Origin of the sequence: Kribbella sancticallisti (assembly GCF_039530625.1) — a bacterium.
GTDB lineage: Bacteria > Actinomycetota > Actinomycetes > Propionibacteriales > Kribbellaceae > Kribbella > Kribbella sancticallisti.
The window spans coordinates 162,147-184,992 of the sequence record NZ_BAAAOS010000037.1 but is presented as its reverse complement, the minus strand read 5'-3'; the positions used below and the strand labels follow the sequence as shown (position 1 = coordinate 184,992).

Annotated in this window: 19 protein-coding genes and 1 riboswitch; of the genes, 2 read left to right on the top strand and 17 right to left on the bottom strand. The window is 69.5% G+C overall.

Annotation, left to right across the window (positions count from 1 at the left end; genetic code table 11):
- Position 1: 1 nt before the first annotated feature.
- The 8 genes from ABD255_RS25825 to ABD255_RS25790 form a co-directional block, all read right to left on the bottom strand.
- Positions 2-859, bottom strand: a complete 858-nt coding sequence (locus ABD255_RS25825; protein WP_344218315.1) for an ABC transporter ATP-binding protein — start codon at positions 857-859, stop codon at positions 2-4.
- Between the two features lies 1 nt (position 860).
- On the bottom strand, positions 861-1,889 hold the full coding sequence (locus ABD255_RS25820) for a FecCD family ABC transporter permease (RefSeq protein WP_344218313.1): 1,029 nt from the start codon (positions 1,887-1,889) through the stop codon (positions 861-863).
- Entirely contained in the window at positions 1,886-2,908 is a 1,023-nt protein-coding gene (locus tag ABD255_RS25815) for a FecCD family ABC transporter permease (RefSeq protein ID WP_344218311.1), read from the bottom strand. The genes ABD255_RS25820 and ABD255_RS25815 overlap by 4 nt, the downstream gene beginning before the upstream one ends.
- Positions 2,905-3,921 carry an ABC transporter substrate-binding protein gene (locus ABD255_RS25810; RefSeq protein ID WP_344218309.1) on the bottom strand — a complete coding sequence of 339 codons (1,017 nt, stop codon included), beginning with the start codon at positions 3,919-3,921 and terminating at the stop codon, positions 2,905-2,907. The genes ABD255_RS25815 and ABD255_RS25810 overlap by 4 nt, the downstream gene beginning before the upstream one ends.
- A gap of 21 nt (positions 3,922-3,942) precedes the next feature.
- A riboswitch (cobalamin riboswitch) is annotated at positions 3,943-4,126 on the bottom strand.
- 57 nt (positions 4,127-4,183) lie between these two features.
- Positions 4,184-5,158 (bottom strand): hypothetical protein, encoded by a 975-nt coding sequence (locus ABD255_RS25805; RefSeq protein WP_344218307.1) that lies wholly within the window; start codon positions 5,156-5,158, stop codon positions 4,184-4,186.
- An 11-nt stretch (positions 5,159-5,169) separates the two neighbouring features.
- Positions 5,170-6,897, bottom strand: coding sequence for a thiamine pyrophosphate-dependent enzyme (locus tag ABD255_RS25800; protein ID WP_344218305.1), 1,728 nt, complete (start codon positions 6,895-6,897; stop codon positions 5,170-5,172).
- A 68-nt stretch (positions 6,898-6,965) separates the two neighbouring features.
- Complete coding sequence (locus tag ABD255_RS25795; RefSeq protein WP_344218303.1) at positions 6,966-8,264, bottom strand: MFS transporter; 1,299 nt, start codon at positions 8,262-8,264, stop codon at positions 6,966-6,968.
- A gap of 57 nt (positions 8,265-8,321) precedes the next feature.
- On the bottom strand, positions 8,322-8,651 hold the full coding sequence (locus ABD255_RS25790) for a sterol carrier family protein (protein ID WP_344218393.1): 330 nt from the start codon (positions 8,649-8,651) through the stop codon (positions 8,322-8,324).
- Positions 8,652-8,743: 92 nt separating this feature from the next.
- On the opposite strand from ABD255_RS25790, the gene ABD255_RS25785 reads away from it, so the two are divergent.
- Positions 8,744-9,361: a hypothetical protein gene (locus ABD255_RS25785; RefSeq protein WP_344218301.1), complete on the top strand. Its 618-nt coding sequence runs from the start codon at positions 8,744-8,746 to the stop codon at positions 9,359-9,361.
- On the opposite strand, the gene ABD255_RS25780 is transcribed toward ABD255_RS25785, so the two are convergent.
- From ABD255_RS25780 to ABD255_RS25740, 9 genes are all read right to left on the bottom strand, one after another.
- Positions 9,362-10,900 carry an alpha/beta hydrolase gene (locus ABD255_RS25780; protein ID WP_344218299.1) on the bottom strand — a complete coding sequence of 513 codons (1,539 nt, stop codon included), beginning with the start codon at positions 10,898-10,900 and terminating at the stop codon, positions 9,362-9,364.
- Positions 10,900-12,177 carry a PSP1 domain-containing protein gene (locus ABD255_RS25775; RefSeq protein ID WP_344218391.1) on the bottom strand — a complete coding sequence of 426 codons (1,278 nt, stop codon included), beginning with the start codon at positions 12,175-12,177 and terminating at the stop codon, positions 10,900-10,902. Before ABD255_RS25775 ends, ABD255_RS25780 begins: the two co-directional genes overlap by 1 nt.
- Positions 12,178-12,217: 40 nt before the next feature.
- Positions 12,218-13,138, bottom strand: coding sequence for a DUF4190 domain-containing protein (locus tag ABD255_RS25770; protein ID WP_344218297.1), 921 nt, complete (start codon positions 13,136-13,138; stop codon positions 12,218-12,220).
- A 19-nt stretch (positions 13,139-13,157) separates the two neighbouring features.
- Positions 13,158-13,826, bottom strand: coding sequence for a DUF4190 domain-containing protein (locus tag ABD255_RS25765; RefSeq protein ID WP_344218295.1), 669 nt, complete (start codon positions 13,824-13,826; stop codon positions 13,158-13,160).
- A gap of 146 nt (positions 13,827-13,972) precedes the next feature.
- On the bottom strand, positions 13,973-15,142 hold the full coding sequence (locus ABD255_RS25760) for a DNA polymerase III subunit delta' (RefSeq protein WP_344218293.1): 1,170 nt from the start codon (positions 15,140-15,142) through the stop codon (positions 13,973-13,975).
- Between the two features lie 3 nt (positions 15,143-15,145).
- Positions 15,146-17,131 (bottom strand): dTMP kinase, encoded by a 1,986-nt coding sequence (gene tmk / locus ABD255_RS25755; RefSeq protein WP_344218291.1) that lies wholly within the window; start codon positions 17,129-17,131, stop codon positions 15,146-15,148.
- A gap of 90 nt (positions 17,132-17,221) precedes the next feature.
- Positions 17,222-17,989, bottom strand: a complete 768-nt coding sequence (locus tag ABD255_RS25750) for a hypothetical protein (RefSeq protein WP_344218289.1) — start codon at positions 17,987-17,989, stop codon at positions 17,222-17,224.
- A 103-nt stretch (positions 17,990-18,092) separates the two neighbouring features.
- Entirely contained in the window at positions 18,093-20,951 is a 2,859-nt protein-coding gene (locus ABD255_RS25745) for a glycoside hydrolase family 2 TIM barrel-domain containing protein (protein WP_344218287.1), read from the bottom strand.
- 73 nt (positions 20,952-21,024) lie between these two features.
- On the bottom strand, positions 21,025-21,780 hold the full coding sequence (locus tag ABD255_RS25740) for an SDR family NAD(P)-dependent oxidoreductase (protein ID WP_344218285.1): 756 nt from the start codon (positions 21,778-21,780) through the stop codon (positions 21,025-21,027).
- A gap of 135 nt (positions 21,781-21,915) precedes the next feature.
- Here ABD255_RS25740 and ABD255_RS25735 point away from each other — a divergent pair, with 135 nt between their 5' ends.
- A complete protein-coding gene (locus tag ABD255_RS25735; protein ID WP_344218283.1) occupies positions 21,916-22,839 on the top strand; it encodes an RNA polymerase sigma-70 factor in 924 nt (307 codons plus the stop codon).
- Positions 22,840-22,846 lie beyond the last annotated feature (7 nt).

Below are 22,846 nucleotides of genomic sequence, written 5' to 3'. Positions count from 1 at the left end.
GTCAGCCTGGACGGCAGTACGGAACTGAGCGTCGGCGACCACCAGTTGGCTCGGCCGGCGTCGACTCCGAAGCCTGAGGTCGGCGAGGGCGGGGCAGAACCAACGGGGTTCCGGTCAACGGGTCCGTGATGACCTCACAGGCCAGGCCGAAGACCTCCTCGACCACCTCGGCGGTGACGACCTCGGAGGGGGTGCCGACGGCAACCACCTTGCCGTGCTTCAGCGCGATCAGATGGTGTGCGTACCGCGCGGCGAGATTGAGGTCGTGGAGGACCAGGACAATGGTCTTGCCGCGGTCGTGGTTGAGGTCGTGGACCAGGTCGAGGATCTCCAATTGGTGAGCCAGGTCGAGGAACGTCGTCGGCTCGTCCAGAAGCATCGTCTCGGCGTCCTGGGCCAGCGCCAGAGCGATCCACACCCGCTGCCGCTGACCACCGGACAACTCGTCCAGCGAGCGATCCGCCAACTCCGTCGCGCCCGTCGCCTGGAGCGCCGCCGCGACCACCCGTTCGTCGTCCTCCGACCACTGGCGGAACCAGCGCTGATGCGGATGCCGCCCGCGCCCGACCAGGTCCGACACGGTGATCCCCTCCGGCGCGACCGGTTGCTGGGGAAGCATGCCGAGCTTGGTCGCCAGCGCACCACCGGACAGCCGGGCCAGGTCGACCTCGTCCAGATAGACCGCGCCGCCCTGCGGAGTGAGCAGCCGCGCCAGCCCGCGGAGCAAGGTGGACTTGCCGCAGGCGTTGGCGCCGACGATGACGGTGATCTGCCCGGCCGGGATCTCGACGGACAACCCGGACACCACGGGCGTCGCGTCGTACGAGAGGCTCAGGTTCTCGGTACGCAGTACGGGCATGTCAGCCTCCTTGCCCGACGCGGTTCGCGCGGGCCATCAGAACCAGCAGGTACGGAGCGCCGACGAAGGCCGTGACCACCCCGACCGGCAGCGCGGTCGGGGCGAAGATCTCCCGCGCGAGCAGATCGGCCGCGACCACCAGCAGCGCCCCGATCGCGCCGGCTGACAGCAGCCCGGCCACACGTTCGGCGACCAGTCGCCGGGCGATCTGCGGTGCGACCAACGCGACGAAGGCGATCGGCCCGGCAGCAGCGGTCGCCAGCGCGGCCAGTCCCACGCCAACAGCGATCAGCAGGCCACGCGACAGTTCGACCCTGCCCGCGAGCGTCCGGGCAAGGTCGTCGCCGAGTTCGAGCAACCGCAACTGCCGCGACGAGGCGAGAGCAACTGGAACGAGGACCAGCACGCTGACCCCGATCAAGGTCACATGCGGCCAGCCCCGCCCGGCGAGACTGCCCGCGAGCCACATCGTCGCGCTCTTGGCCGTGTAGATGTCGGCCAGCGTGAGCAGGTACGTGGTGACCGAGCCGACCATCGCCGTGATCCCGATCCCGACCAGCACCAACCGATAGCCCGCCACGCCCCTTCGGTAGGACAGCAGATAGACAGTGATCGCTGTCAGCAACGACCCGGCCAACGCACCGGCCGGCAGCCAATCGGTCGCACTGCCGAACACAGTGATCATCAGTACCGCGGCCAGCGCCGCGCCGGCGTTGATCCCGATCAGGTCCGGGCTGACCAGCGGGTTGCGCGCGAGCCGCTGGAAGATCGCTCCCGAGATCCCGAACGCGAGGCCGACCCCGATCGCCACCAGCACCCGCGGCAGCCGGTTGTTCACCACCACGTCCGTCATGATCAGGGATCCGTTGCCGGCCAGGGTGTCGAGCACCTGCGCCAACGGAATCTCGTAGTCCCCCATCGTCAGTGACACCGCGGCGATCACCAAGGTGACTAGCAGAGCGATCAGCGTCACCACGACGCCGGTCAGGTCCACCCTGGTGGAGAACGGGCCGATTCTCAGCGCCTTCACAGCTCGGCCAACTTGCGGCGGCGGACCAACGCGATGAACAGCGGCGCTCCGATCAGCGCGGTGATGATGCCGACCTGAAGCTCGTCCGGTCGTGCCACCCACCGGCCGAGCACGTCGGCCAGTAGCAGCATCGTCGGCGCGAGGACCAGGGACCACGGCAGGATCCCGCGGTAGTCGGCGCCGACCAGGGCGCGTGCGACATGCGGCACGGCGAGTCCGACGAAGGCGATCGGCCCGGCCATCGCGGTCGCGGTACCGGCCAGCAGGACGATCGCGAGGCCGGCCAGGACGCGGACCACTCCGACCCGGGTGCCGAGCGTGGAGGCGAGTTCCTCGCCGAGAGCGATCTGGTTCAGCGAGCGGCCGAGGACCAGCGCCAGAAGGGTGCCGACGGCAAGGAAAGGAATGCTCTGGGCAACCACTCCGCCGGTGGCCATGGTCAAGGACCCGACCACCCAGAAGCGGAACTCGTTCAGGGTGGACAGATCCAGCAAGGTGATCGCCGAGGTCACCGAACCGAGCAGTGCCGAGAGCGCGGCACCGGCAAGGGCAAGCTTCACCGGAGTGGCACCACCTCGGCCGACCGAGCCGACCAGGTAGACCACCATCGTCGCGATCAAGGCGCCGCCCATCGCGAACCAGACATAGCCGGTCAGCGACCGCACGCCCAGCAGCCCGATCGCGGCCACCACCCCGAGCGCGGCGCCGGCGTTGACGCCGAGGATGCCCGGATCGGCCAGGGGATTGCGGGTGATCCCCTGCATCACGGCGCCCGACAACCCCAGCGCGATCCCAGCCAGCAGCCCGGCCGCTGTGCGGGGGAAGCGCAGGTAGCGGATCACCCGATCGGTGTCGGATCCGGTGAAGTCCGCGGCGGCGACGTACACGTCATGCGGCCCGAACCACTGGTTGCCCGCCAGCAGCGACAGCAGGAAGGCCGCGAGCAGTACGACGACGGCCAGGACCAGCCCGGCCGTCCGCGATCCGCCGCACCGCAACAGGGCCGGCTCGGACCTCACTTGACCAGGTCGGGATGGATGATCTTGGCAATCAACTCGGTCGAGTGGGCGCCGCGGACGCCGGCCGAGTGGTGCGCGAACAGCCACGGGACGACGTGCTTGTTCTGCACTGCCTTGAGATTCGCGTAGGCCGGGTTGGTCAACAGTTTCCGCACCTCCGGCTGGACCTGCGCCTCGGTCAGGGTGGCGTCGCAGCAACCGCTGATCAGGATGTAGTCGGGGTCGCGCTTGATGAACTCCTCGACGCTGATCTTCACGTTGCGCTTCGAGGTCAGGTCGGCGAACGCGTTCACCCCGCCGGCCTGCCGGATCAGCACCGTGCCGAAGTCGGGTCCGCCCGACACCGTCACGCCGCCCCCTTCGAGACCGGGCCGCAGGATCGCCACGGTCGGCTTGTCCGCGCTGCTCACCTTCGCCTCGACGGCGGCGATCCGCTTCTTCTGGTCGGCGATCACCGCCTCGGCCTTGTCCCCGGCACCGAAGAGTTCGCCGAGGTCGCGCAGGTCGGCGTACACGTTGTCCATCGAGACGGTCGCCGGGTCGATCGCCTCGTCGCCCTTGCCGTCCGCGGTCGGGCAGAGCGGGCTGAAGATCCAGGTCCGCACGCCCAGGTCCGACAGGCTCTTCCGGCTGCCGAAACTCGAATCGCTCCCACTCGCGCTGAACACGTCGTTGAACCCGGACAGCACGAAGTCGGGGTTCTGGCTGAGCAGTTCTTCCCGGCTCGGCAGGTTCTGGTAATACTTCGGGTCCCGCTGGGCCGCCGCGTACTCCGGCAGCACCTCCGCGTCCAGGTACGCCGTACCGACCAGGCGGTCCGAGATGCCCAGCGCGTGCGCCATCTCGATGGCCGGCTGGTACGCCGCGAACACCCGCTTCGGCGGGCCGTCGACGGTCACGTCGAGGCCGCAGTTCTTCACGGTGACGGCATCAGCGCTCGGACCGGCGGTGGCGGACCCGCCGCAACCGGAGAGCAGGGACAGGACAACGACAGCAGCAGCCAGCGCTTTCACGCGCGCCTCCAACACCTCGTGGACGGGTGACACGCCGTGGCCGGTCTCCTGGCTGACGGGAACAGCGTCCGCCGACCTGACCTTCCCAGTCAGAACTGACCAGTGGTCTCCCAGAGGGAACGGCCTGCGGACTTCCCGAACACAGTGGCGAGGGCCGCGCCGGTATCGCACCGGCTTCCCGAACACCACGGCGCGGTCACCGTAACCCAGCTGCGACGCGTTCGCATCGCCGGGTCCGGCTAGCTGTCCTGACCGAGTACAGCTAGCGGGTGTAGAGCGGCGACATCGCGAGAGCGAACGCGACCATGTCGTCCTTGTCGGCCTTGCCGGCGGGCAGCGGGACCAGATCGACGATCTTGTCCGTGCCGACGCGGATGATGCCGCGGCCGGTCGCGGTGTCGACGTAGCCCTCGTCACCCAGCGGGACCGACTCCGAGGTCGGAGCCTTCCGCACGGGGGCGATCACCGCCTCGGCGTCGGCGACCCGCCGTACGCCGGTGTAGAGCACGCCGGTCGCCGTCACCCAGCCGCAGACCAGGTCGCCGACCGCGGTCTCGCTGTCCCGGCGGACCATGGCAGGCGCGCCGAGCACCTTGTCCGCCTTGGAGGATCCGCGCTCGCAGTCCGGGCGGGTAATCAGTGGTGCCGCGTCCGGCAACCCCGGCACCTGCTGCAGAACCTCATTCCCCAGGACTACGTACTTCGCGAGCGTGGCAGCTGGTCCGCTGACCTTGTAGACCTTGCCGTCCAGCAGGAACACCACGAACTTGCTTGTACCGAAACCGGCCTGCCCGAGCTCCACAGGCTTGACCGGCTCCGACTTGGTGGCGTCGTACGCCTTCCGCACTGCCCCCAGCGTCGCGGGAGTCGCGGGGAGCACGGAGACGCCGATCCGCAGTACGGGGCCGTTGGGGCTCGTACTGAGACCCAACTGGCAGACGTCGTACGTCGCGGGCAGGCCGAACTCCGCAGGCACGCCCTTCGGCTGGATCTGCACCACCGGCGCGGCCAGAGTCGTCTGCACCAGGTTCTGGTTCACCCGCGTGCACAGGGTGTCCGCCACCTTCGCGGTGGGCGGGCTGCTCGGGGTCTCTGTCGGCGTCGGGGTCTCCGACGGCGGCGGCGTACTGACTGATACCAGCGGCGGCACGCTCGGCGCATCCTCTCCCGCCGGACCGCTACACCCGGCCAGCAGAGCGGCACTACCGATGAGAGCTACTACCGAACGGGTACGCATGGTGACCCAGACTAGTGCTCCCTGCTCTCCAGGAACTCCTTTGACTTGGCGATGGCGAAGCCCCACCCCTGGGTGAGGGTTGGCTGGGGTGGGAGCGCCACCTCGTCGGCATTGGTCAGTACGTCGAGCAGGACCGGGCCCGGCGAGGCTAGTGCGCGCTGCACCGCACTGTCGACCTCATCCGGCTTCGTGACCCGGATCCCCACCAGACCCATCGCGGTAGCGACCGCGGCGAAGTTCGGGTTCTGCAGCTTCGTCCCGTACTCCGGCAGCCCGACCTGCTCCATCTCCAGCTTCACCATGCCGAGCCGCTCGTTGTTGAACACCACCAGCTTCACCGGCAGCTCGTACGAGACCGCCGTGATCAGGTCGCCCAGCAGCATCGACAGGCCACCGTCACCGCACAATGCGATCACCTGCCGCTCCCGGTCCAGCGCGGCCAGGCCGAGCGCCTGCGGCATCGCGTTCGCCATCGAGCCGAGGTTGTACGACCCGACCACCCGCCGGTCGCCCCGCATCCGCAGGTACCGGGCCAGCCAGACCGTCGACATCCCGGTGTCGCTGGTGAAGACCGCGTTGTCGGCCGCATGCCGGTCGATCGCCGCCGCCAGCAACTCGGGCCGGATCCGCGCGTCCGGGTTGTCCACCCTGCGCCGCAGCAGGCCCTTGGGTTTCCGGTCGAACTTCGGATCGGTGAACTGCTGCTGCCGCTCCCGCCAGGCGGAGTACACCTCTCTGGCCTTGTCGAGATGGCCCGTGCCGGTCTTCTGCTGGAGCAACGGCAGCAGTTGCGTGAGCGTCGGCCGGGCATGCCCGACGAGGGCGTGGTCGACCGCGATCCGCCGCCCGATGTGCTCCCCGCGCAGATCCAGCTGTACGACGGTCTTCCCGGCCGGCAGGAACTCGCGGTACGGGAAGTCGGTGCCGACCAGGAACAGCACGTCGCAGCCGTCGAACGCCACCTTGGTCGCGTGGTTGCCGAGCAGACCGGACTGACCGACCTCCTGCGGCAGGCGCTCCTCGAAGCCCTCCTTCGCCTTCAGGGTGAGCACCACCGGCGCTGCCAGGGTGGTCGCCAGTTGCTGCACCTCGGCGATTGCCTCCCCGGCGCCCGTGCCCACCAGCAGCGTGATGTTCTCCGCCGCGTTCAGCACCGCCGCGACCCGTTCGAGCTCGGCCGGATCGGGCACCGTGTGCGACGCGGGCTCGAGGAACTTCGGCACCGGGGTGCCCTTCGGTACTTCGAGTCCGCCGACATCGCCGGGAATCGAGAGCACGGCGACACCGCGCTCGGCCAGCGCCGCGTTCACGGCCTGCTCGATGAGTCCCGGCGCCTGCTCGACCGTGCTGACGGTCTCGGAGAACACGGCGACGTCCGCGAACAAGGCGTCGTTGTCCACTTCCTGGAAGAAGTCGCTGCCGATCTCCTCACGCGGGACCTGGCCGCAGATCGCGAGCACCGGGACCCGGGACTTCGCGGCGTCGTACAGCCCGTTGAGGAGGTGGATCGCGCCGGGCCCGACCGTGCCCATGCAGACGCCGAGCCGGCCGCTCAGCGAGGCCTGGGCGCCGGCGGCGAAGGCTCCCGCCTCCTCGTGCCGGACGCCGATCCACTCGATCCGGTCCTCTCGGCGGATCGCGTCGGTGACCGGATTGAGCGCGTCGCCGACGACACCCCAGACCGAGGTGACCCCGTGCTCGGCGAGCGATTCCACGAGCAGCTCAGCGATGGTGGTCATGGCGCTCCTTCAGCTAGTGCCCCCGTGTCGGAACGCCAGTACCCAGCTTCGCCGTCGGCTGCACCCCGCTACGCCATCGGCTGTACTCCGGCGCGTAGGTCGCGCTCCCGGACGGCGTGCTCGTCGGTGCGGGCGTCGTACCGCCAGAAGTCGCGAAGCCAGATGGAGGTGCCGACCACGCCCACGACGCAGAGCACGCCGCCGCTGACGATCGACGTACGGACGCTGGTCAGGTCGGCCACCAGGCCGGAGCGGGTCTGGCCGCCGAGCGGGCCCAGCGAGTACGAGAGCATCTCGATGCCCGCGAGCCGGCCGCGCATCTCGTCCGGGATGGTCTGGTTCCAGATCACCGCGCGGAACAGGCCGGAGATCATGTCCGCGCCGCCCGCGACGGCGAAGAAGGCGATCGCGAACCAGATGTTCGGCGCCAGCCCGGCGATCCCGACCGAGGCGCCCCAGATGATGGTCGCCAGCACCACCGCCCGGCCGTGGTGGTGCACCCTCCGCGCCCAGCCGCTGGTCAGGGTGGCGAGCATCGCGCCGATCGCCTCCGCGCTGTAGAGCAGCCCGAGCAGCTTCGGTTCTTTCAGTACTTCGGTCGCGAACGCCGGGAACAGCACGATCGGCATCGCCAGGAACATCCCGACCATGTCGACCGCATAGGTGCCCAGCAGGTCCCGGCGACGGAAGGCGTAGCTGATGCCCTCGCCGATCGCCCGCAGGCTGGGCGGCGTGGCATGCTCGGCCGGCTTGTACGACCTGAGGCGGAAGTAGAGCAGGGTGGCGACCACGAGCCCGGCCAGTTCCACCGCGAACGCCCAGGTCACTCCGGCGGTGCCGACCAGTACTCCGCCCAGCGCGGGTCCGGCGAGCTGGCCGACCTGCAGCGTGAGGGAGTTCAGCGTCACCGCGGCGGGCATCTCCTCGTGCCGGACCACCCGCGGGAACAACGCCTCCCGGCTGGGCCGCTGCAGCGACGAGGCGATCGCGTTCAGGCCGCCGCAGACGTAGATGAGCCACACCTGCGGGTTGTCGAGCAGGGTGTTGCCGAGGAGCACGGCGCAGATCAGCGCCTGGGCGATCCCGGTCCCGATCAGCATCTTCCGGCGATCCACGTGGTCGGCCAGCGCGCCGCCGTACAGGCCGAAGACGACCAGCGGGACGATCGTCACCAGGCCCATCGCGCCGACCGCGAAGTTCGAGTGGGTCAACTGGTAAAGCTGGAACGGCAGCGCGACATAACCGACCATGCCGCCGAGGAAGAACACCGAGCCGGCGATCACCAGGATCCGGAAGTCGCGAGAACCGCGCCACGGGGTCAGATCGACCCTCAGCCGCGCCAGCCTGGTACGGAGACTTGTTGCCACCGGCTCATAGTGACATCGGTGTCAGCCCAGGACGAACCTGTTTTCAGCCTGCGGTCGTCAGAGCTTCAGCAACGGCAGCAGTGCGGTGAGGTCCGTGCGTTCACCCGACGCGCGGACCTTGCCGGTGGCGCGAGCTTCCGCCCAGGTGGTTCGGCCCAGCGCCAGGTCGATCCACATCTCGGCGGGCATCTCGATCACCGCGCCCGGAGTACCGCGGGTGTGGCGCGGGCCCTCGATCGCCTGGACCGCGCCGTACGGCGGGACCCGTACTTCGACCGCGTGCCCGGGCGCCTTCGCCACCAGCAGCTTCAGCAACTCCTTCACCAGCAGCTTGAGATCCGCCCGGCCGGCCTCGCCCGCGTCGTACCGGCGCAGTGCCTCGTCCATCTCCACAGCGGGTCAGCGTACGCCGGGTTTCGTCCGCGCCCCCTTCGTACCTGATAATCGAACCGCGACCGAGAACTGGAAGCGAGGTCGGGATGCTCACGCCCAGGCACCAGGCGCTGCTGGCGACACTTGCGGGAATGACCGTGGGTGTTGCCGTCTTCGGCACCGTTCTGGCGATCAACCGCGATGAGGCGCCCGCCGCCTCGCCCAACGTGGCCAACAGCCAGCCCACGCCGACGCCCAGTGCCGGTGACGGTCTCCAGGCCGATGCGCTGCAGTACACCTCGCAGACCTTCGGCTCCGAGGACGACCCGGTCACGGCCGACGTGCCGACGGGCTGGAAGAGCACGCAGGAGGGGACCAGGCCGCGGTTCCTCGATCCCACCGGCGTCTGGCAGTTGCGGTTCGACGCGCGCGGCAGCAAGCAGACTCCCGACGAGCAGGTCGAGGCCCGCGCCAAGAGCATCGACGAGCAGGACCTCACCGTGATCAGCCGCGACAACGGCACCCTCATCTACACCTACGTCGACAAGGTCCGCGGCCCGCGAATGGGCCTGTCCCGCTGGATCCCGGCGGACGGCGGCAAGCGCACCGCGGTGGAGATCACCGTCGGCGGCCGGCCTCAGGACGAGGCGGGCCTCCGCGCCGTCCTGGAGCGTGCCACCGACACCCTGCAACTCTCCGGCACCAACGACAATCGGCCCAGCTGATCAGCACTTGATGTCGCTGGTGGGCGCGGTTCCCTTCAGGAAGTAGGCCTCGACGGCGTCATCGACGCACGAGTTGCCCTCGTGGTAGCCCGTGTGGCCGTCACCGTCGCGGGTGATCAGTACGCCGCTCTCCAGTTGCCCGGCCAGCCCGACGGCCCAGTCGTACGGCGTCGCCGGGTCGCGGGTGGTTCCGACCACCACGATCGGCTTGGCGCCGGCGGCCTTGATCACGTGCGGCTTGTCCGTCGGCTTCACCGGCCAGTTCGCGCACGGGAGCGAGCCCCAGAGCAGGAACGTCCCGAACCGCGGCGACTCCGCCGTGAACTTCGGCTCCGCCGCCTTCGCCTGCGCGATCGAGGTGATGTCGGGACGGTCGAGGCAGTTCACCGCGTAGATCGCCTCGCCCGCGTTGTCCGAGTAGCCGCGCGGCGTGCGGTTGGTGTACTCGTCGGCCAGCGCGAGCAGCCGGGCACCCTTCCCGCTCAGCCCGTCGAGCACCGCGTCCTCGAGCCGGGGCCAGTAGTCCTTCAGGTAGAGCGGGAAGATCACGCCGAGCACGACCAGCGCCTGCGAGACGGTGCGCTTGCCGTCGCCCGGCAGCGGATTCGCGTCACTGTCGTCGATCAGCTTGTCGATCTTGGCGAGCACCTCGGCCTTGCTGCTGCCCAGCCGGCAGGCCCGCTGGGCGCAGTCGTCGGCGAAGGCGTCCAGCGCGGCGTCGAACCCCTTCGCCTGGGCGATGTTGTTCTCCTCGGACGTGTTCGAGGGATCCACCGCGCCGTCCAGGACCAGCCGGCCGACGTTCTTGGGAAACAGTTCCGCGTACGTCGCGCCGAGCAGGGTGCCGTAGGACTTGCCGAGGTAGTAGAGCTCGCTGTCGCCGACGATTCCCCGCAGTACGTCGATGTCGCGGGCCGCGTCCTTGGTGGAGACATGCGCCAGCAGATCGCCGGAACGCTGCTCGCAGCCGTCCGCCATGCTCTTGGCGACGGCGTTCAGCTCGGTGATCTCCGCGTCGTCGTCCGGGCTGCCGTCGGTGGCGATGAACGTGTCCATCTGCTCGGTGTCGAGGCAGCGCACCGGTGTCGAGTCGCCGACACCGCGCGGATCCCAGCCGATCACGTCGAACTTCCGCAGCAACGGCGCACCGAGCGCGAACGCGGCCGCCGCCGCGTACTTCTGACCGGAGGCACCCGGCCCGCCCGGGTTGATGAACAGCGTGCCGATCTTGCCGGTCCGGTCCCGGGCCGGGACCTTGCGGGCGCGCAATTCGATCGTCTTGCCGGTCGGCTGGTCGTAGTCCAGCGGGACGGTGATGGTGGTGCACATCTGCCCTGAGCCACACCGCTCCCAGTCCGGCTGCTGCTGGTAGAACTTCTCCAGCCCCGCCGGCACCGGCCCGGCCGGCCCCTTGGTGCCACCGGCACTCGGCTGCGTCGCGCCTGACCCATCAGCATCCTGCGCCCGACTGGCCACCCCACACGAACTGACCAGCACCGCCACCCCAACCAGCACCACGGCCGCCTTGCGAATCTTCACTACGAACCGTCTCCCGTGCTGTCGTCCGGTACTCCGCTGTCCTGCCCCCCGGCATTCCCTGGCGCACCTTCACCCGAGGCGGTGCTTTGCGCACCCTCACTCACGGCAGCTTCCGCGGGGGCGCCTTCGGCCGCCTCGCCTACGGCCGAGGCCGGGTCGTCGCTCGCGGCGTGGCTGAGGCGTCGGCGCCGCCGCGGCTTCCGCCGTGGGCGGCCTGCGGGCTCCGCCTGCTCAGCAGCTTCCGGTGCCGCTGCCTCCGGCAGCGCAGTCGACTCAGCTGCCGACTGCGCACCTTGCCGGTTTTGCTGCGCCGGATCGCCAGTTGCGGGTCCTGCCGCGCGGGCGGAGGTCGGCGGCTCGGGCGGGACTGACTCCGCCCTTCTCGCCTGGTCTAGTTCTTCGCGGAGTTGGGGCTCGGCGAGGGACTCGGGGAGAGGAGCGTCCGGGGTGGTGGTGTCGGAGGCCTCGTACTGCTGGCGGGGCGAGCAGACGTCTGCTCGGCTGCAGGCGCAGCGGCGACCCGAGGCGGCGAGGCGGACTACGACGGTGTCGCTCGGAACGTTGTGTCCGACGACGACCCCATCACCCGCCGGCGTCTCGACCGCAGTACCGGTCGCCGGGGCCTTCGCGTTGAACTCCTGATACAGCGGGTGCTCGTACTTCAGGCAGCACATCAGCCGTCCACACGCGCCGGAGATCTTCAGCGGATTGAGCGGCAGATCCTGATCCTTCGCCATCCGGACCGACACCGGCTCGAAGTCCTTCAAGAACGTCGCGCAGCACAGATCCCGCCCGCACGGCCCGATCCCGCCCTGCAACCGCGCCTCGTCCCGCGCGCCCACCTGCCGCAGTTCGATCCGGGCGCGCAGCCCGCGGGCGAGATCCCGGACCAGTTCACGGAAATCCACCCGATGCGGCGCGGAGAAGTAGATGATCACCAACTGGTCGACGTCCGGCCGGCGGTCCACGAAGTCGATGCCGACCACCTTCATCGGCAGCCCGTGCTCACGGATCAGCCGCTTGGCGGTCAGCCGCGCGTCGGCCCGGCGCTGCCGGTTCTGCTCGTCCCGCTGCAGATCGGCCGCGGTCGCGACGCCCTCACACAGCGGCAGCCCACCGATCTCCTCGGTGACGTACTGCGGCGCCCAGACGCATTCGGCGACCTCCGGACCGTCATCGGTCGGGACCAGCACTTTGTCCCCGACCCGCGGTCTGTGCGGGCCGGGGTCCAGGTAGTAGAGCCGCCCGTAGCGCTCGAACGACACCGCCATCACCATGCCCACGCGGCCAGACTAGGGCATACCCTCTGCGTGCCGACTAGCGCTTGGAGTCCTTGACTGTGCCGGTGAGCGGCTCATTCCTGGGCCCGTACGCCGCGCAGACGACCAGTCGATCGCCTCGGGACCAGTAGTCCTCGTCGGGGTACCAGTAGCTGGATCTGAGCTCGGACTTGCCCACGGTGTTGCCGATGTACTTGCCGAATTCGGCGTCGCACCGGGCCCTCGCGGTGTCCTCCGTCTTGCGATCGCCCGGGTACGGGCCGGACGGCAGGGTGACGTTGGAGACCAGTTCCCCGTCGTGCGGCACCGAGCACGGGCGGCGCAGTACCTCGTCCTCTTCGCCGGCGTCGTCGAAGCATTCCCCGACGGCGAGTTCGTCGACGTACGTCGTGTTCGAGTACGTCGGCGGCGGTTCGCTCTGGTAGTCATCGGAGTTGAGACCGACGATCACCCCGAGCGCGATGAACCCGGCCCAGGCGAGCGTGACGACCCCACCGACGACCAGACCGGCGATCGCCTGCCCGGCGCCGCCCTCCTTGCGCCGCTTGATCTGGACGAGCGCGGCGATACCGAGGCCGACCGCCACGGGCGCGGTGATCGCGAACAGGATGCCGGCCAGGCCGGTGACGAGCGCCGCGGTCGCCAGACCGTTCGTCTTGTTGTACGAGTCGCCCGGGTAGCCGTAGCCATACCCGAACTGCGCCTGCGGCGGCGGATAGACCGGGGGCTGCGGCGGCGCCTGATACTGCGGCTGCGGCGGCGGCTGGTACGGGTTCTGTTGCTGCCCGTACGGCGCCTGTTGCTGGCTGCACGGGTTCTGCTGGTACGGGTTCTGCTGCTGGGGCGGTTGCTGGTACGGCGGCGGTGGTTGCTCCGGGCGGCCGTAGTTCGGGAAAGCCCGAGGCGTGTCCTGCGGCCGATTCGGGTCCGCTCCCGGCGGTAGTGGCGGGTAACTCACAGCTGGTCTCCCCCGGACGCTAGCGCTGAGATCCGCGCATGGAACCGGACAACTTCTCGCGGGGCGTGCCGACCATGCACAGCACGTTGCCATCAGCAACAGCATGATCTTCCAGGACGACGTAGTACATGTCCAGTTCGGACCTCTCGTATGCCTTGCCGACGAAGGCCTGGAAGGCGGTCGCGCACTGCTGGGTGGCGACAGTGCTGGTCTGCTCGGCGGTCAGCCCGGTCAAGGTCGCCCTGACCTTCGCGTAGGCCTCGCCGGTGTGGGGAACGGCACAGTCGGCGATCCGGACCACACGCAGGGTGGCGACATTCAGGTCCGCGTCGAAGCACTGCTGGACGTGCACCTCGGCGATCGCGACCGTCCGGCCGATGCCGGCCTTGCGTTCGCCGTACAGGCCGAGGGCGGCGGCGACGCCGATCGCGATCACCCAGCAGCAACTGATCGCCAGCGCACCGATCGCCAGCCCGCGACCGCGGGCGCCGGACTTGCGGATCCGCGGGAACGCGACCAGCGCCAGCACCGCGGCGAACGGCACCAGGCCCGGGAGACTCACGACGAACGCCGCCACGGCATAGCGATCCAGCCGACGTTCCGCAGGCGTCGGTACACCCTCCAACCAGGACTCAGCCGACGGGAGCGGAGTCCGCGCAGGCTGGATCGGCAGCGGCGGTTGGGTCAACAGACATCCTTCGAACTCTCCGCGCCGGCCGGCGCGCCCTAGCACCCAGACATCGGCCAGACCCACCCCCGCGTTACACCCGCGTCCGCTCCACAGACACCAATCTCACCCGTTGACCCTCACCACGGGGCGGGTGGGTGACTGGTTCAGCCTTCGAAGAGGGCGATTGTCAGGGCTTCCAGGGCCAGGAGGGGGGCGACGTTGGTTTCGATGGCCTCTCGGCAGCCGGCCAGGGCGTCGATTCGGCGGATGGTTTGTTCGGGGGTGGTGCGGGTCGCCAACTGCGCGAGGTCCTGGTGGAGTTCGGCGTTGATCAACTCGGTACCGGGGGCGGTCTGGAGAACCAGAACATCGCGGTAGAGCGCCATCAAATCGACCAGCGACCGGTCGAGCACGTCACGTTCCCAGCGTTTGGCGCGGGCCTTCTGCTGCTCCTCGAGATCCTTCACCGCTGCGGCAGCCTCGCGTGGTTTGGCGCCTTTCGTGCCCACCCCGAGCGCCTGCTCGAGCTCGGTCCGCTCCCGCTCGTCGACCTGCGCCGCGCTGGCCTTGGCTTCTTCCTTCGCCGCGTCGACAAGTCGCTGCGCCGCGTTCAGGCAAGCGCCGATATCCCGCAACTCGAACGGAACCTCCAGCACCCTCGTACGACGGCTGCGGACCTGCTCGTCCCGAGCAAGCGCCTTGGCCCGGCCGATATGCCCCTGAGCGGCCCGCGCCGCGAAGCCCGCCAACTCCGGCTCAACCCCAGCCTTGACGGTCAGCATCTCCGCGACCGCAGCCACCGGCGGCGTACGCAGTACGAGCAGGCGGCAGCGGGAGCGGATCGTCGGCACGACGTCCTCGACCGTCGGCGCGCACAACACCCACACCGTCCGGGGAGCGGGCTCCTCGATGCTCTTCAGCAGCGCGTCCGCGGCCTGCTCGGTGAGGCGATCCGCGTCCTCGACGACCATCACCTGCCAACGCCCCTGCGTCGGGCTCATCGCGGCCCGGCGAACCAACTCCCGGATCTCCCCCACCCGGATCGACAGCAACTCGGTGCGGATCAGCGAAACATCCGGGTGCGCCCCGTTCAGCGCAGTACGACAGACGGCGCACTCGCCACAGCCGTCGTTGAGACATTCCAGAGCGGCTGCGAACGCCCGGCCCGCGTTCGACCGCCCCGACCCGGGCGGACCAGTGATCAACCAGGCATGCGTCATCCCGGCTGTCGCCGCGCCGCTCTCACCTCTCAGCCGTGCAGACGCGCCGGCCACAGCCCTCCGCAATACTGCGACCGCCGGCTCCTGCCCGACCAGGTCGTCCCAAACAGACACGTCCTACCCCACCTTCGGCAACATCGGCAGCAAGCGGGCCTGGATCTGCGCCGCGATCACCTCGCGGTCCTGCGTCGCGTCGAGCACCAGATAGTGCTGCGGCTCAGCGGCGGCCAACTCCAAGAACGCGGTCCGGACGCGCTCATGGAAGTCCGCCGACTGCGCCTCGATCCGGTCCCGCTCCTCGAACCGGCCGAGCCCACGCTTAGGCGGCAGATCCAGCAGAATCGTCAGATTCGGCCGCAGGTCGTCCGTGGCCCAGCGATTCACCCGCTCGACGTCGTCGAGGTCCAGATCCCGGCCCGACCCCTGGTAGGCCAGCGCGGAGTCGACATACCGGTCGGTGATCACGACGGTGCCGGACTTCAGCGCGGGCTTGATCACCGAGTCCACGTGCTCGGCCTTGTCCGCCGCGTACAGCAGCGCCTCGGCGCGGTGCGAGATGTCGCCGGTCGCCGGGTCGAGCACGATCTGGCGCAGCGTCTTGCCGAGATCGGTCGCGCCCGGCTCGCGGGTGAGCAGCACCTGCTGGCCCTGCTCCTTCAGCCAACTGATCAGCAACGCCGACTGGGTCGACTTGCCCGCTCCCTCGCCGCCTTCGAGCGCGATGAACAGGCCGGTGGTCGGATACACACCCGGAGTCTTGCCGAAGCTGCGGCGCAGGTCACGCCAGAACGGCACGCCCGGCCGGTCGTCCATCTGCCGCCAGGCGATCAGCCCGATCACGCCGGCCAGGACGGCCGCGATCAGCATCGTCATCGCGGCACCGTTGTAGGTGATGGACCGGTCGCCCACCGACAGGGTGCGCCGGCCGATCGCCCCGGCCACGAACGGCGCCACCGCCAGGGTCACCGCGAGCACGGTCCGGACCGCGGACTGCACGAACGCGAACGTCCGGCCGCGGACGTTGTCCGGCACCTCCAGCCCGAGCAGCGTGTATCCCGAGACCCAGGAGGCGCCGGCGCAGAAGCCGAGCACGACCGCGATCATCGTGGCGATCTCGATCTGCTGGATCAGCGCGAGCCCTGCCAGCCCGATCCCCGAACCGACCAGCCCTGCGCTGAACAACCTGCGCCGCGACAGCCCGGAGAACAGCCGGGGCGCGAACCCCATCCCGAGCGCCAGACCCGCGAAAACGGCGCCGAACAGCACGCCGTACCCCGGGTCGCCCGCGTCCAGGTCCTCCACGTAGGTCCGGCCGAGCCCGATCACGACCGCACCGGCCGCGAACGCGCCGGAGATGCCGACCACCAGGCCGCGGACGACCGGAGTACCGGTGACGTAGGACCAGCCTTCGACCATGGTGCGCCACAGGGTCGGGTGTTCCTCGTGCTCGTGGCCGCCGGCCCGGCCGATCTCGGACACCGACACGATCGCCAGGCCGGAGATGAAGAAGGTGGCGGCGTTCACGTAGACCGCCAGGTCGATGGCGAAGTCGCCGAGGCCGCGGGCCGCCAGCGTGATCGCGGTGAAGATGACGGCGGCCGGCAGCGCACTCCCGTACGTCGTGACGAGGCTGAGCTGGTTCGCCGCCTCGAGGCGGTGCCGCGGGACCAGGTTGGGCACACTGGCGTCCTTCGCCGGCCCCCAGATGAGGCTGACGATCTCGATCAGCACGGTGGCCACCAGCACCCAGGTCAGGGTGCCGACGATCGGGATGCTGACGAAGAAGGCGGCCCGGATCAGGTCGCCGAGGATCATCGTCCAGCGCCGGTCCAGCCGGTCCGCGACCCAGCCGGCCACCGGGCCCATCACCAGCGCCGGCAGCACCCGCAGGAACAGCACCCCGCCGATCGCGAAGTTGGCCGCCTGGTAGTCGTCCCCCGCGAAGGACTTGGCCATCGCGGTCAGCGCCAGCAGCCCGATCCAGTCCCCGAGACTGGACAGCCCGAACGCGATCCACAGCCGCCGAAACGCCCGGATGCGCAACACCGCGCGCAGATCGTGCGCCGGTGCAGGATCAGTCAGCGGGTCATACACCTCCGGCACGACACGAAGCCTAGTCGGGTGCGTGGACAACCCGGACGCGGACCGTGACTTCGACGGCGTTCGCCGGCGGGTCAGCGTCTGTCGGCCGGGTCAGCGCCCGGCGTCGTAGTTCACGGTCAACTGGCGCTCGGCCCAGCGCACCCGCACGGCGGTCAGGACGCCGAGCAGGACGATCACCACGCCGACCATCTCCGCCGTCTCCTCGACGGCCATCGCCAGGTGCCGCCACAGGTACCGGGCGCCCGCCCTGGTGAGCAGGACGTTCACGACCTCCATGCCCAGCGCTCCCGCGATCGACGTGGCGAGGCCGGCCAGGATGACGACGCGGGGCCGGGCGGGGATGGCCCGGAACGCGGGAACCAGCACGAGGAGCGACAGCACCAGGACCGCGGCGGCCGGGATCGTCCACCCCAGGCGCCCCAGCAGCGAGCCGTTGTCGACCACGGCGGCGGTGAACTTGGCGCCGCGTTCGTGCAACGAGACGACCTCGTCGAGAGAGAGCAGCGCGAAGACGACGGCCAGCACCAGCCAGGACCGCCCGGCCCGGCCGGTGACAGAGCCAGTGACAGAGCCGGTGACGGAGCCGCCATCGGCCAGCCTGGCGGCGGCAACGGCCGCCAGGCAGCAGGCCGCCAGCAGCGTCGAGGTCCACCAACTCGCCAGCGAGCGCTCCTGTGCGGCGTTCAGCAGTGCCATGACTTCGACCAGGACGCCGTGACCCGGCCGGACGAGGCTGAGCACCGCGACGGACACGACGTGCAGCGCCATGATGGCCGCGCAGATCGGTAACAGTGCCCTGGCCATCCCGGACCGGACGTCGTAACGCCCGATCGCGGGAGAGCCGGGAAACTCCGTCATCGACGGAGGGCAACAGGCAAGGATGTCATGCACTACCTGACGGCTACGAGCTCGAAAAGGTTGTGCTAAAGCGTAAATGCCGCCTCGCGGGTGTCGCTGGGTTCTACCTGCTGAATTTCACCGACAGCGTGGCTGGGGCCGTTGGGAGCTTGTACTTGTCAGGTAGGGCCGGGCCGCAGGAGTTGGAGCCGATGCCGGCCTGGGCGAGGTCGACGGTGACGTACGTCGTGTCGGTGGCGACCAGGTCAGGGGCGTGCTTGGCGGACTCCAGGGCTGAGGTGGTCCAGTTGCGGACGGTCAGGCCGAACAGGGTCGGAGTCGCCTCGATGCGGAGGGGGCCGACGACTGCCCAGCGGGTGTCGAGGTGGTGACCGTTCTCCTGGGGGCGCACGTACGGCGTCTGGAGCTCGTCGACGGTCGCGGAGTACTTGCCGACGGCAGCGGCGGCGCGGGTGTCGACGTATGCCTCGCTGGGTCCGGTACCGAACCACTCGACCGTGTCGACCCGCGGCAGCTCGAAGGTGATGCCCAGTCGCGGCAGGGTCGCCGGGAACTGGCCTTCAGGCTCGATGGAGAGATCCAGGCCGAGCGAGCCCTCTGCGACGTGGGTGAAGCGCCAGGTGGCCACTAGACCCCACTGCAGCGCGGGCGGCGCAGTACGGGTGACTACCTCCCAGGCGCCGTCCTTGACGCCCTCCGAGACCACCCGGTGCTGCACTCGGTGCAGGCCGGCCTCTCGCCAAGCGTCTGTCACGCCCGGGATCGCGTCGTTGTCCGTCTGGGCACGCCAGACGTCCAGGCGCAGGTTGCGGATCGGCAGCTCGCCCAGGCTGATGCCGGCGGCGGTGGCTGTGCCGCCCTCTCCGACTGCCTCGGCCCTGGCGTGCCGAGCCTCTCCGCTGGCGCCCTCAGCCTCTGAGGTGCTGCCTGCGTGCCGCGCCTGGTCTGCCGCCGGTACGTCGAGCCGCACCTGGCCCCACGCGATCCGGTGGCCCGCCTCGGCCCAGGTGGTCGCCTCGGTCAGCTCCGCCGTGACGGTCAACCAGGTCTCGGGCTGATTCGCGTCCTGCTGCTTAACAATGCCTGGCGGCAGTACTAGGGTCGCGGTCTCGCCCGGGGCGATCGAGGGCACCGGCAGGTTCCCACTGCCGACCACCTCTCCCGCGACCTCGGTGACGGACTGGAAGGTGAGGTGGCTCGTGTCGAGCACCTCGTACCGGTTGGTGATGCTGATGCCGCCGTTGCCGTCGGCCGTGATCACCAGCGGCTCGATCACCTTGATGTACTCGAGCATGCCGGGCGACGGCGTACGGTCCGGGAACAGCAGGCCGTCGCAGACGAAGTTGCCGTCGTGGATCTCCTCGCCGAAGTCCCCGCCGTACGCGTAGAACTCGTTGCCGTCCACCGAGGTCCGCAGGCCGTGGTCGATGAACTCCCAGATGAACCCGCCCTGGCAGCGCGGGTACTGCTCGAACAGCGCGTGGTAGTCGGACAGCCCGCCCGGCCCGTTGCCCATCGCGTGCCCGTACTCGCACAGGATGAACGGCAGCCCCCGGTACGACGCCGGGTCCGCGCCGATCTTCGCGACGTCCTCCGGCGAGGTGTACATCTGCGAGTACACGTCGACGAACTCCGCCTCGGTGTCCCGCTCGTAGTGCACCGGCCGCGACGGGTCCCGGTCGTGCGCGAACTCGTACATCGCGCGCAGGTTCTCGCCCATCCCGCACTCGTTGCCGAGCGACCAGATGACGATGCTCGGGTGGTTCTTGTCCCGCTCGACCATCCGGCGCATCCGCAGTACCAGGTCGTCGCGCCAGCGCGGATCCATCACCGGGTTCGGCAGCTTCGGCGGCTCCGGCTCGTAGCCGAACCCGTGGGTCTCCAGGTCGCACTCGTCCACGACGTACAGGCCGTACTCGTCGCACAGGTCGAGGAAGTGCGGGTGCGGCGGGTAGTGACTGGTACGGACCGCGTTGATGCCGGCCCGCTTCATGATCAGGACGTCGTCCAGCATGTCCTGCTCGGTCAGCGCGCGGCCGCGGTCGGGGTGGAACTCGTGCCGGTTGACACCGTTGAAGAGCACCCGGTTGCCGTTCACCGTGAGCACGCCGTCGACGATCGCCACGGTCCGGAAACCGATCCGCAGCCGGACGTCACCACCTTCGGCCCGTACTACGGCGTCGTACAGGCGGGGGCTTTCCGCGCTCCAGGGCTCCACCGCCGCGACGGGAACCTCGAAGCCGGTCGGGAACTCCAGGCCCAGTTCTGCCACGACGACGGTGCCCGGCACGTCCGAGTCGACCTTGAGCGAGCCGGACCCCTCGGAGTACGTGGCGTGCACGAACACGTCGGTCGGCGCGGCCGGCTTGAGCGCGAGCAGGTTCACCTCGCGGAAGATCCCGGACAGCCACCACATGTCCTGGTCCTCGACATAGCTGCCCGCCGACCACTGGTGCACCCGGACGGCGACCTTGATCTCCTTGCCTGGGGCAACGAGATCGGTCAGCTCGAACTCACTCGGCAACCGCGACCCCGACGACCAGCCGACCGGGTTCCCGTCGACGAACACCGCGAACCGCGAGTCGACGCCTTCGAACCGCAGGACCACCCGGCTGCCGTCCCAGTCCGCCGGGATCGTGACGGTGCGGACGTAGTCCCCGGTCGGGTTGCCGCTCGGCACGTACGGCGGGTCCACCGGGAACGGGTAGTCGATGTTCGTGTACGCCGGAGCGCCGTACCCGCTCAACTGCCAGTGCCCCGGCACGCTGATCGTGTCCCACGACGAGGTATCGGGGTCCTTCAGGTCGTCCGGCGCCTCAGCCAGGCTCGGCGACAGCCGGAACCTCCAGTCCCCGTCCAGCGAGACCCGGCCGGAATCGTCGTCCAGCCGGGCCCGCGGGGGCAGCACACCCGCGCCGGGAGCAAAGTCTTCGACATAACTGTGGTCGTAGGTCACAGACATCGACCCTAAGCCCGATCTGTTCACGAATCCACACCGATGAACAGATATGGACAACTTTGCTGCTACGGAGGCGTTACCAGGGCACCGGCCCGCTCTCGTTGAAGAAGCCGCCGGTGGGTCCGTCCGCCGCGAGCGTGGCGAGCCGCACCACGACGGCGGCCCCCTGCGCGGTGGTGAGGTAGCCGGTGTGGTTGTTGATCTCGGTGTCCACGAAGCCGGGGTCGGCGGAGTTGACCAGGACGCCGTCCTTCCGCAACTCGTTGGCGTACTGCACGGTCAACGCGTTCAGCGTGGCCTTGGACGGCGAGTACGCGGCCGACGCCGGCAGCGCTGTCAGCGGGCCGTCCGGGTCGGCGCCGATGGACAGCGATCCCGCGGTACTGCTGACGTTGACGATGCGCGGCGCCGGCGACCGCCGGAGCAGCGGGAGCATGGCGTTGGTCACGGTGATCACCCCGAAGACGTTGGTCTCGAACACCGCCCGGACCATGTCCAGGTCGACGGAGCTCGGGACCTGGTCAAGGGCCTCGTGGGGCGAGACCTGGCCGGAGCCGGTGATGGCGGCGTTGTTGACCAGGACGTCCAGATGGCCGAAGCGCTCCTCCACCTGCTTCGCGGCCGCTTGGACGACCGCCGGGTCGGTCACGTCGAGGATGACCGCGTGGGCGTCACCGCCGGCCGCACGCACCGCCGCGGCGGCCTCCTCACCGCGCCGCGCGTCCCTGGCGCCGACAAGGACGGTCATGCCCAGCGAGGCCAGCTGTTCGGCCGTGGCGCGACCGATCCCTTTGTTCGCGCCGGTGACGAGTGCCACCTTGTGCTCGTTCATCGTCAAGCTCCTGTTCGAGAGAGTGCGTCTCCCTCGGGACGAGACAGCCCGGTAGTTCTGTGACATCGCCCGGCCCATGTCACAAAACAGCGTGCCCGTGTCGTCTCAGGTACGGGTTCAAGGAGAGGAACTGGTGTGACCAAGGCCGAAGAGTTCGAACAGTTGCGGGCGTTGCTGTTCTCGATCGCCTACCGGATTCTCGGCAGCGTGAGCGAGGCCGAGGACGCTGTCCAGGAGACCTGGCTGCGCTACGAGGCCTCGCCGGCGCCGCACACGTCGACGAAGTCCTTCCTCTCGGCGGTGGTCACCCGGATCTCGATCGACGTACTGCGCTCGGCCCGCTTCCGCCGGGAGGAGTACGTCGGGCAGTGGTTCCCCGAGCCGCTGCTCACCGACCCGTACGAGGACCCCGCGCGGTCGGCGGAGCTGGCCGACTCGGTGTCGATGGCGGCCCTGTTGCTGCTCGAGCGGCTCAGTCCGCTCGAGCGGGCGGTCTTCGTCCTGCGCGAGGTGTTCGGCTTCGGCTTCGCCGAGGTCGCGGCTGCCGTGGGCCGGTCGGAAGCGGCGTGCCGCCAGCTCGCAGTCCGGGCGCGGCGTCACATGGACGCGGGCCGGGCCCGGTTCGCGGCGGATCGCCGCGAGCGGGAGGAACTCGCCGACCGGTTCTTCCAGGCCATCCGGGAGGGGGACGTCGACGGACTGCGGACGCTGTTCGCCGCTGACGTGCAGATGATCGCCGACAGCGGCGGCAAGGCCCCGCTCTGGGGCAAGGGCATCTTCGGCGTCGAGAACGTGAGCCGCCTGCTGGCCGCGACCATCGCGCCGTTCGTCCGGATCGGCGGCGTGGTGGAGGCGCAGGAGGTGAACGGCCAGCCGGGCGCGATCTTCCGCGACCGGGACGGCAGGGTGGTCAACACCCTGACGCTCGACATCCTCGACGGCCGGATCCAGACGATCCGCGCGGTGCTCAACCCCGACAAGCTCGCGCACCTGGGCCCGGTGGCGGACGCCTGGTCCGTAGTCCGCGAGACGAACCAGGCCCGCCACCCCTCTGACTGACGAGATC

Bases quoted from the DNA above. Each gene is read 5' to 3' on its own strand.
- ABD255_RS25825 (WP_344218315.1), bottom strand. From the start codon at position 859: ATGCCCGTACTGCGTACCGAGAACCTGAGCCTCTCGTACGACGCGACG.
- ABD255_RS25805 (WP_344218307.1), bottom strand. From the start codon at position 5,158: ATGCGTACCCGTTCGGTAGTAGCTCTCATCGGTAGTGCCGCTCTGCTG.
- ABD255_RS25800 (WP_344218305.1), bottom strand. From the start codon at position 6,897: ATGACCACCATCGCTGAGCTGCTCGTGGAATCGCTCGCCGAGCACGGG.
- ABD255_RS25790 (WP_344218393.1), bottom strand. From the start codon at position 8,651: ATGGACGAGGCACTGCGCCGGTACGACGCGGGCGAGGCCGGCCGGGCG.
- ABD255_RS25785 (WP_344218301.1), top strand. From the start codon at position 8,744: ATGCTCACGCCCAGGCACCAGGCGCTGCTGGCGACACTTGCGGGAATG.
- ABD255_RS25775 (WP_344218391.1), bottom strand. From the start codon at position 12,177: ATGGTGATGGCGGTGTCGTTCGAGCGCTACGGGCGGCTCTACTACCTG.
- ABD255_RS25750 (WP_344218289.1), bottom strand. From the start codon at position 17,989: ATGACGGAGTTTCCCGGCTCTCCCGCGATCGGGCGTTACGACGTCCGG.
- ABD255_RS25745 (WP_344218287.1), bottom strand. From the start codon at position 20,951: ATGTCTGTGACCTACGACCACAGTTATGTCGAAGACTTTGCTCCCGGC.
- ABD255_RS25740 (WP_344218285.1), bottom strand. From the start codon at position 21,780: ATGAACGAGCACAAGGTGGCACTCGTCACCGGCGCGAACAAAGGGATC.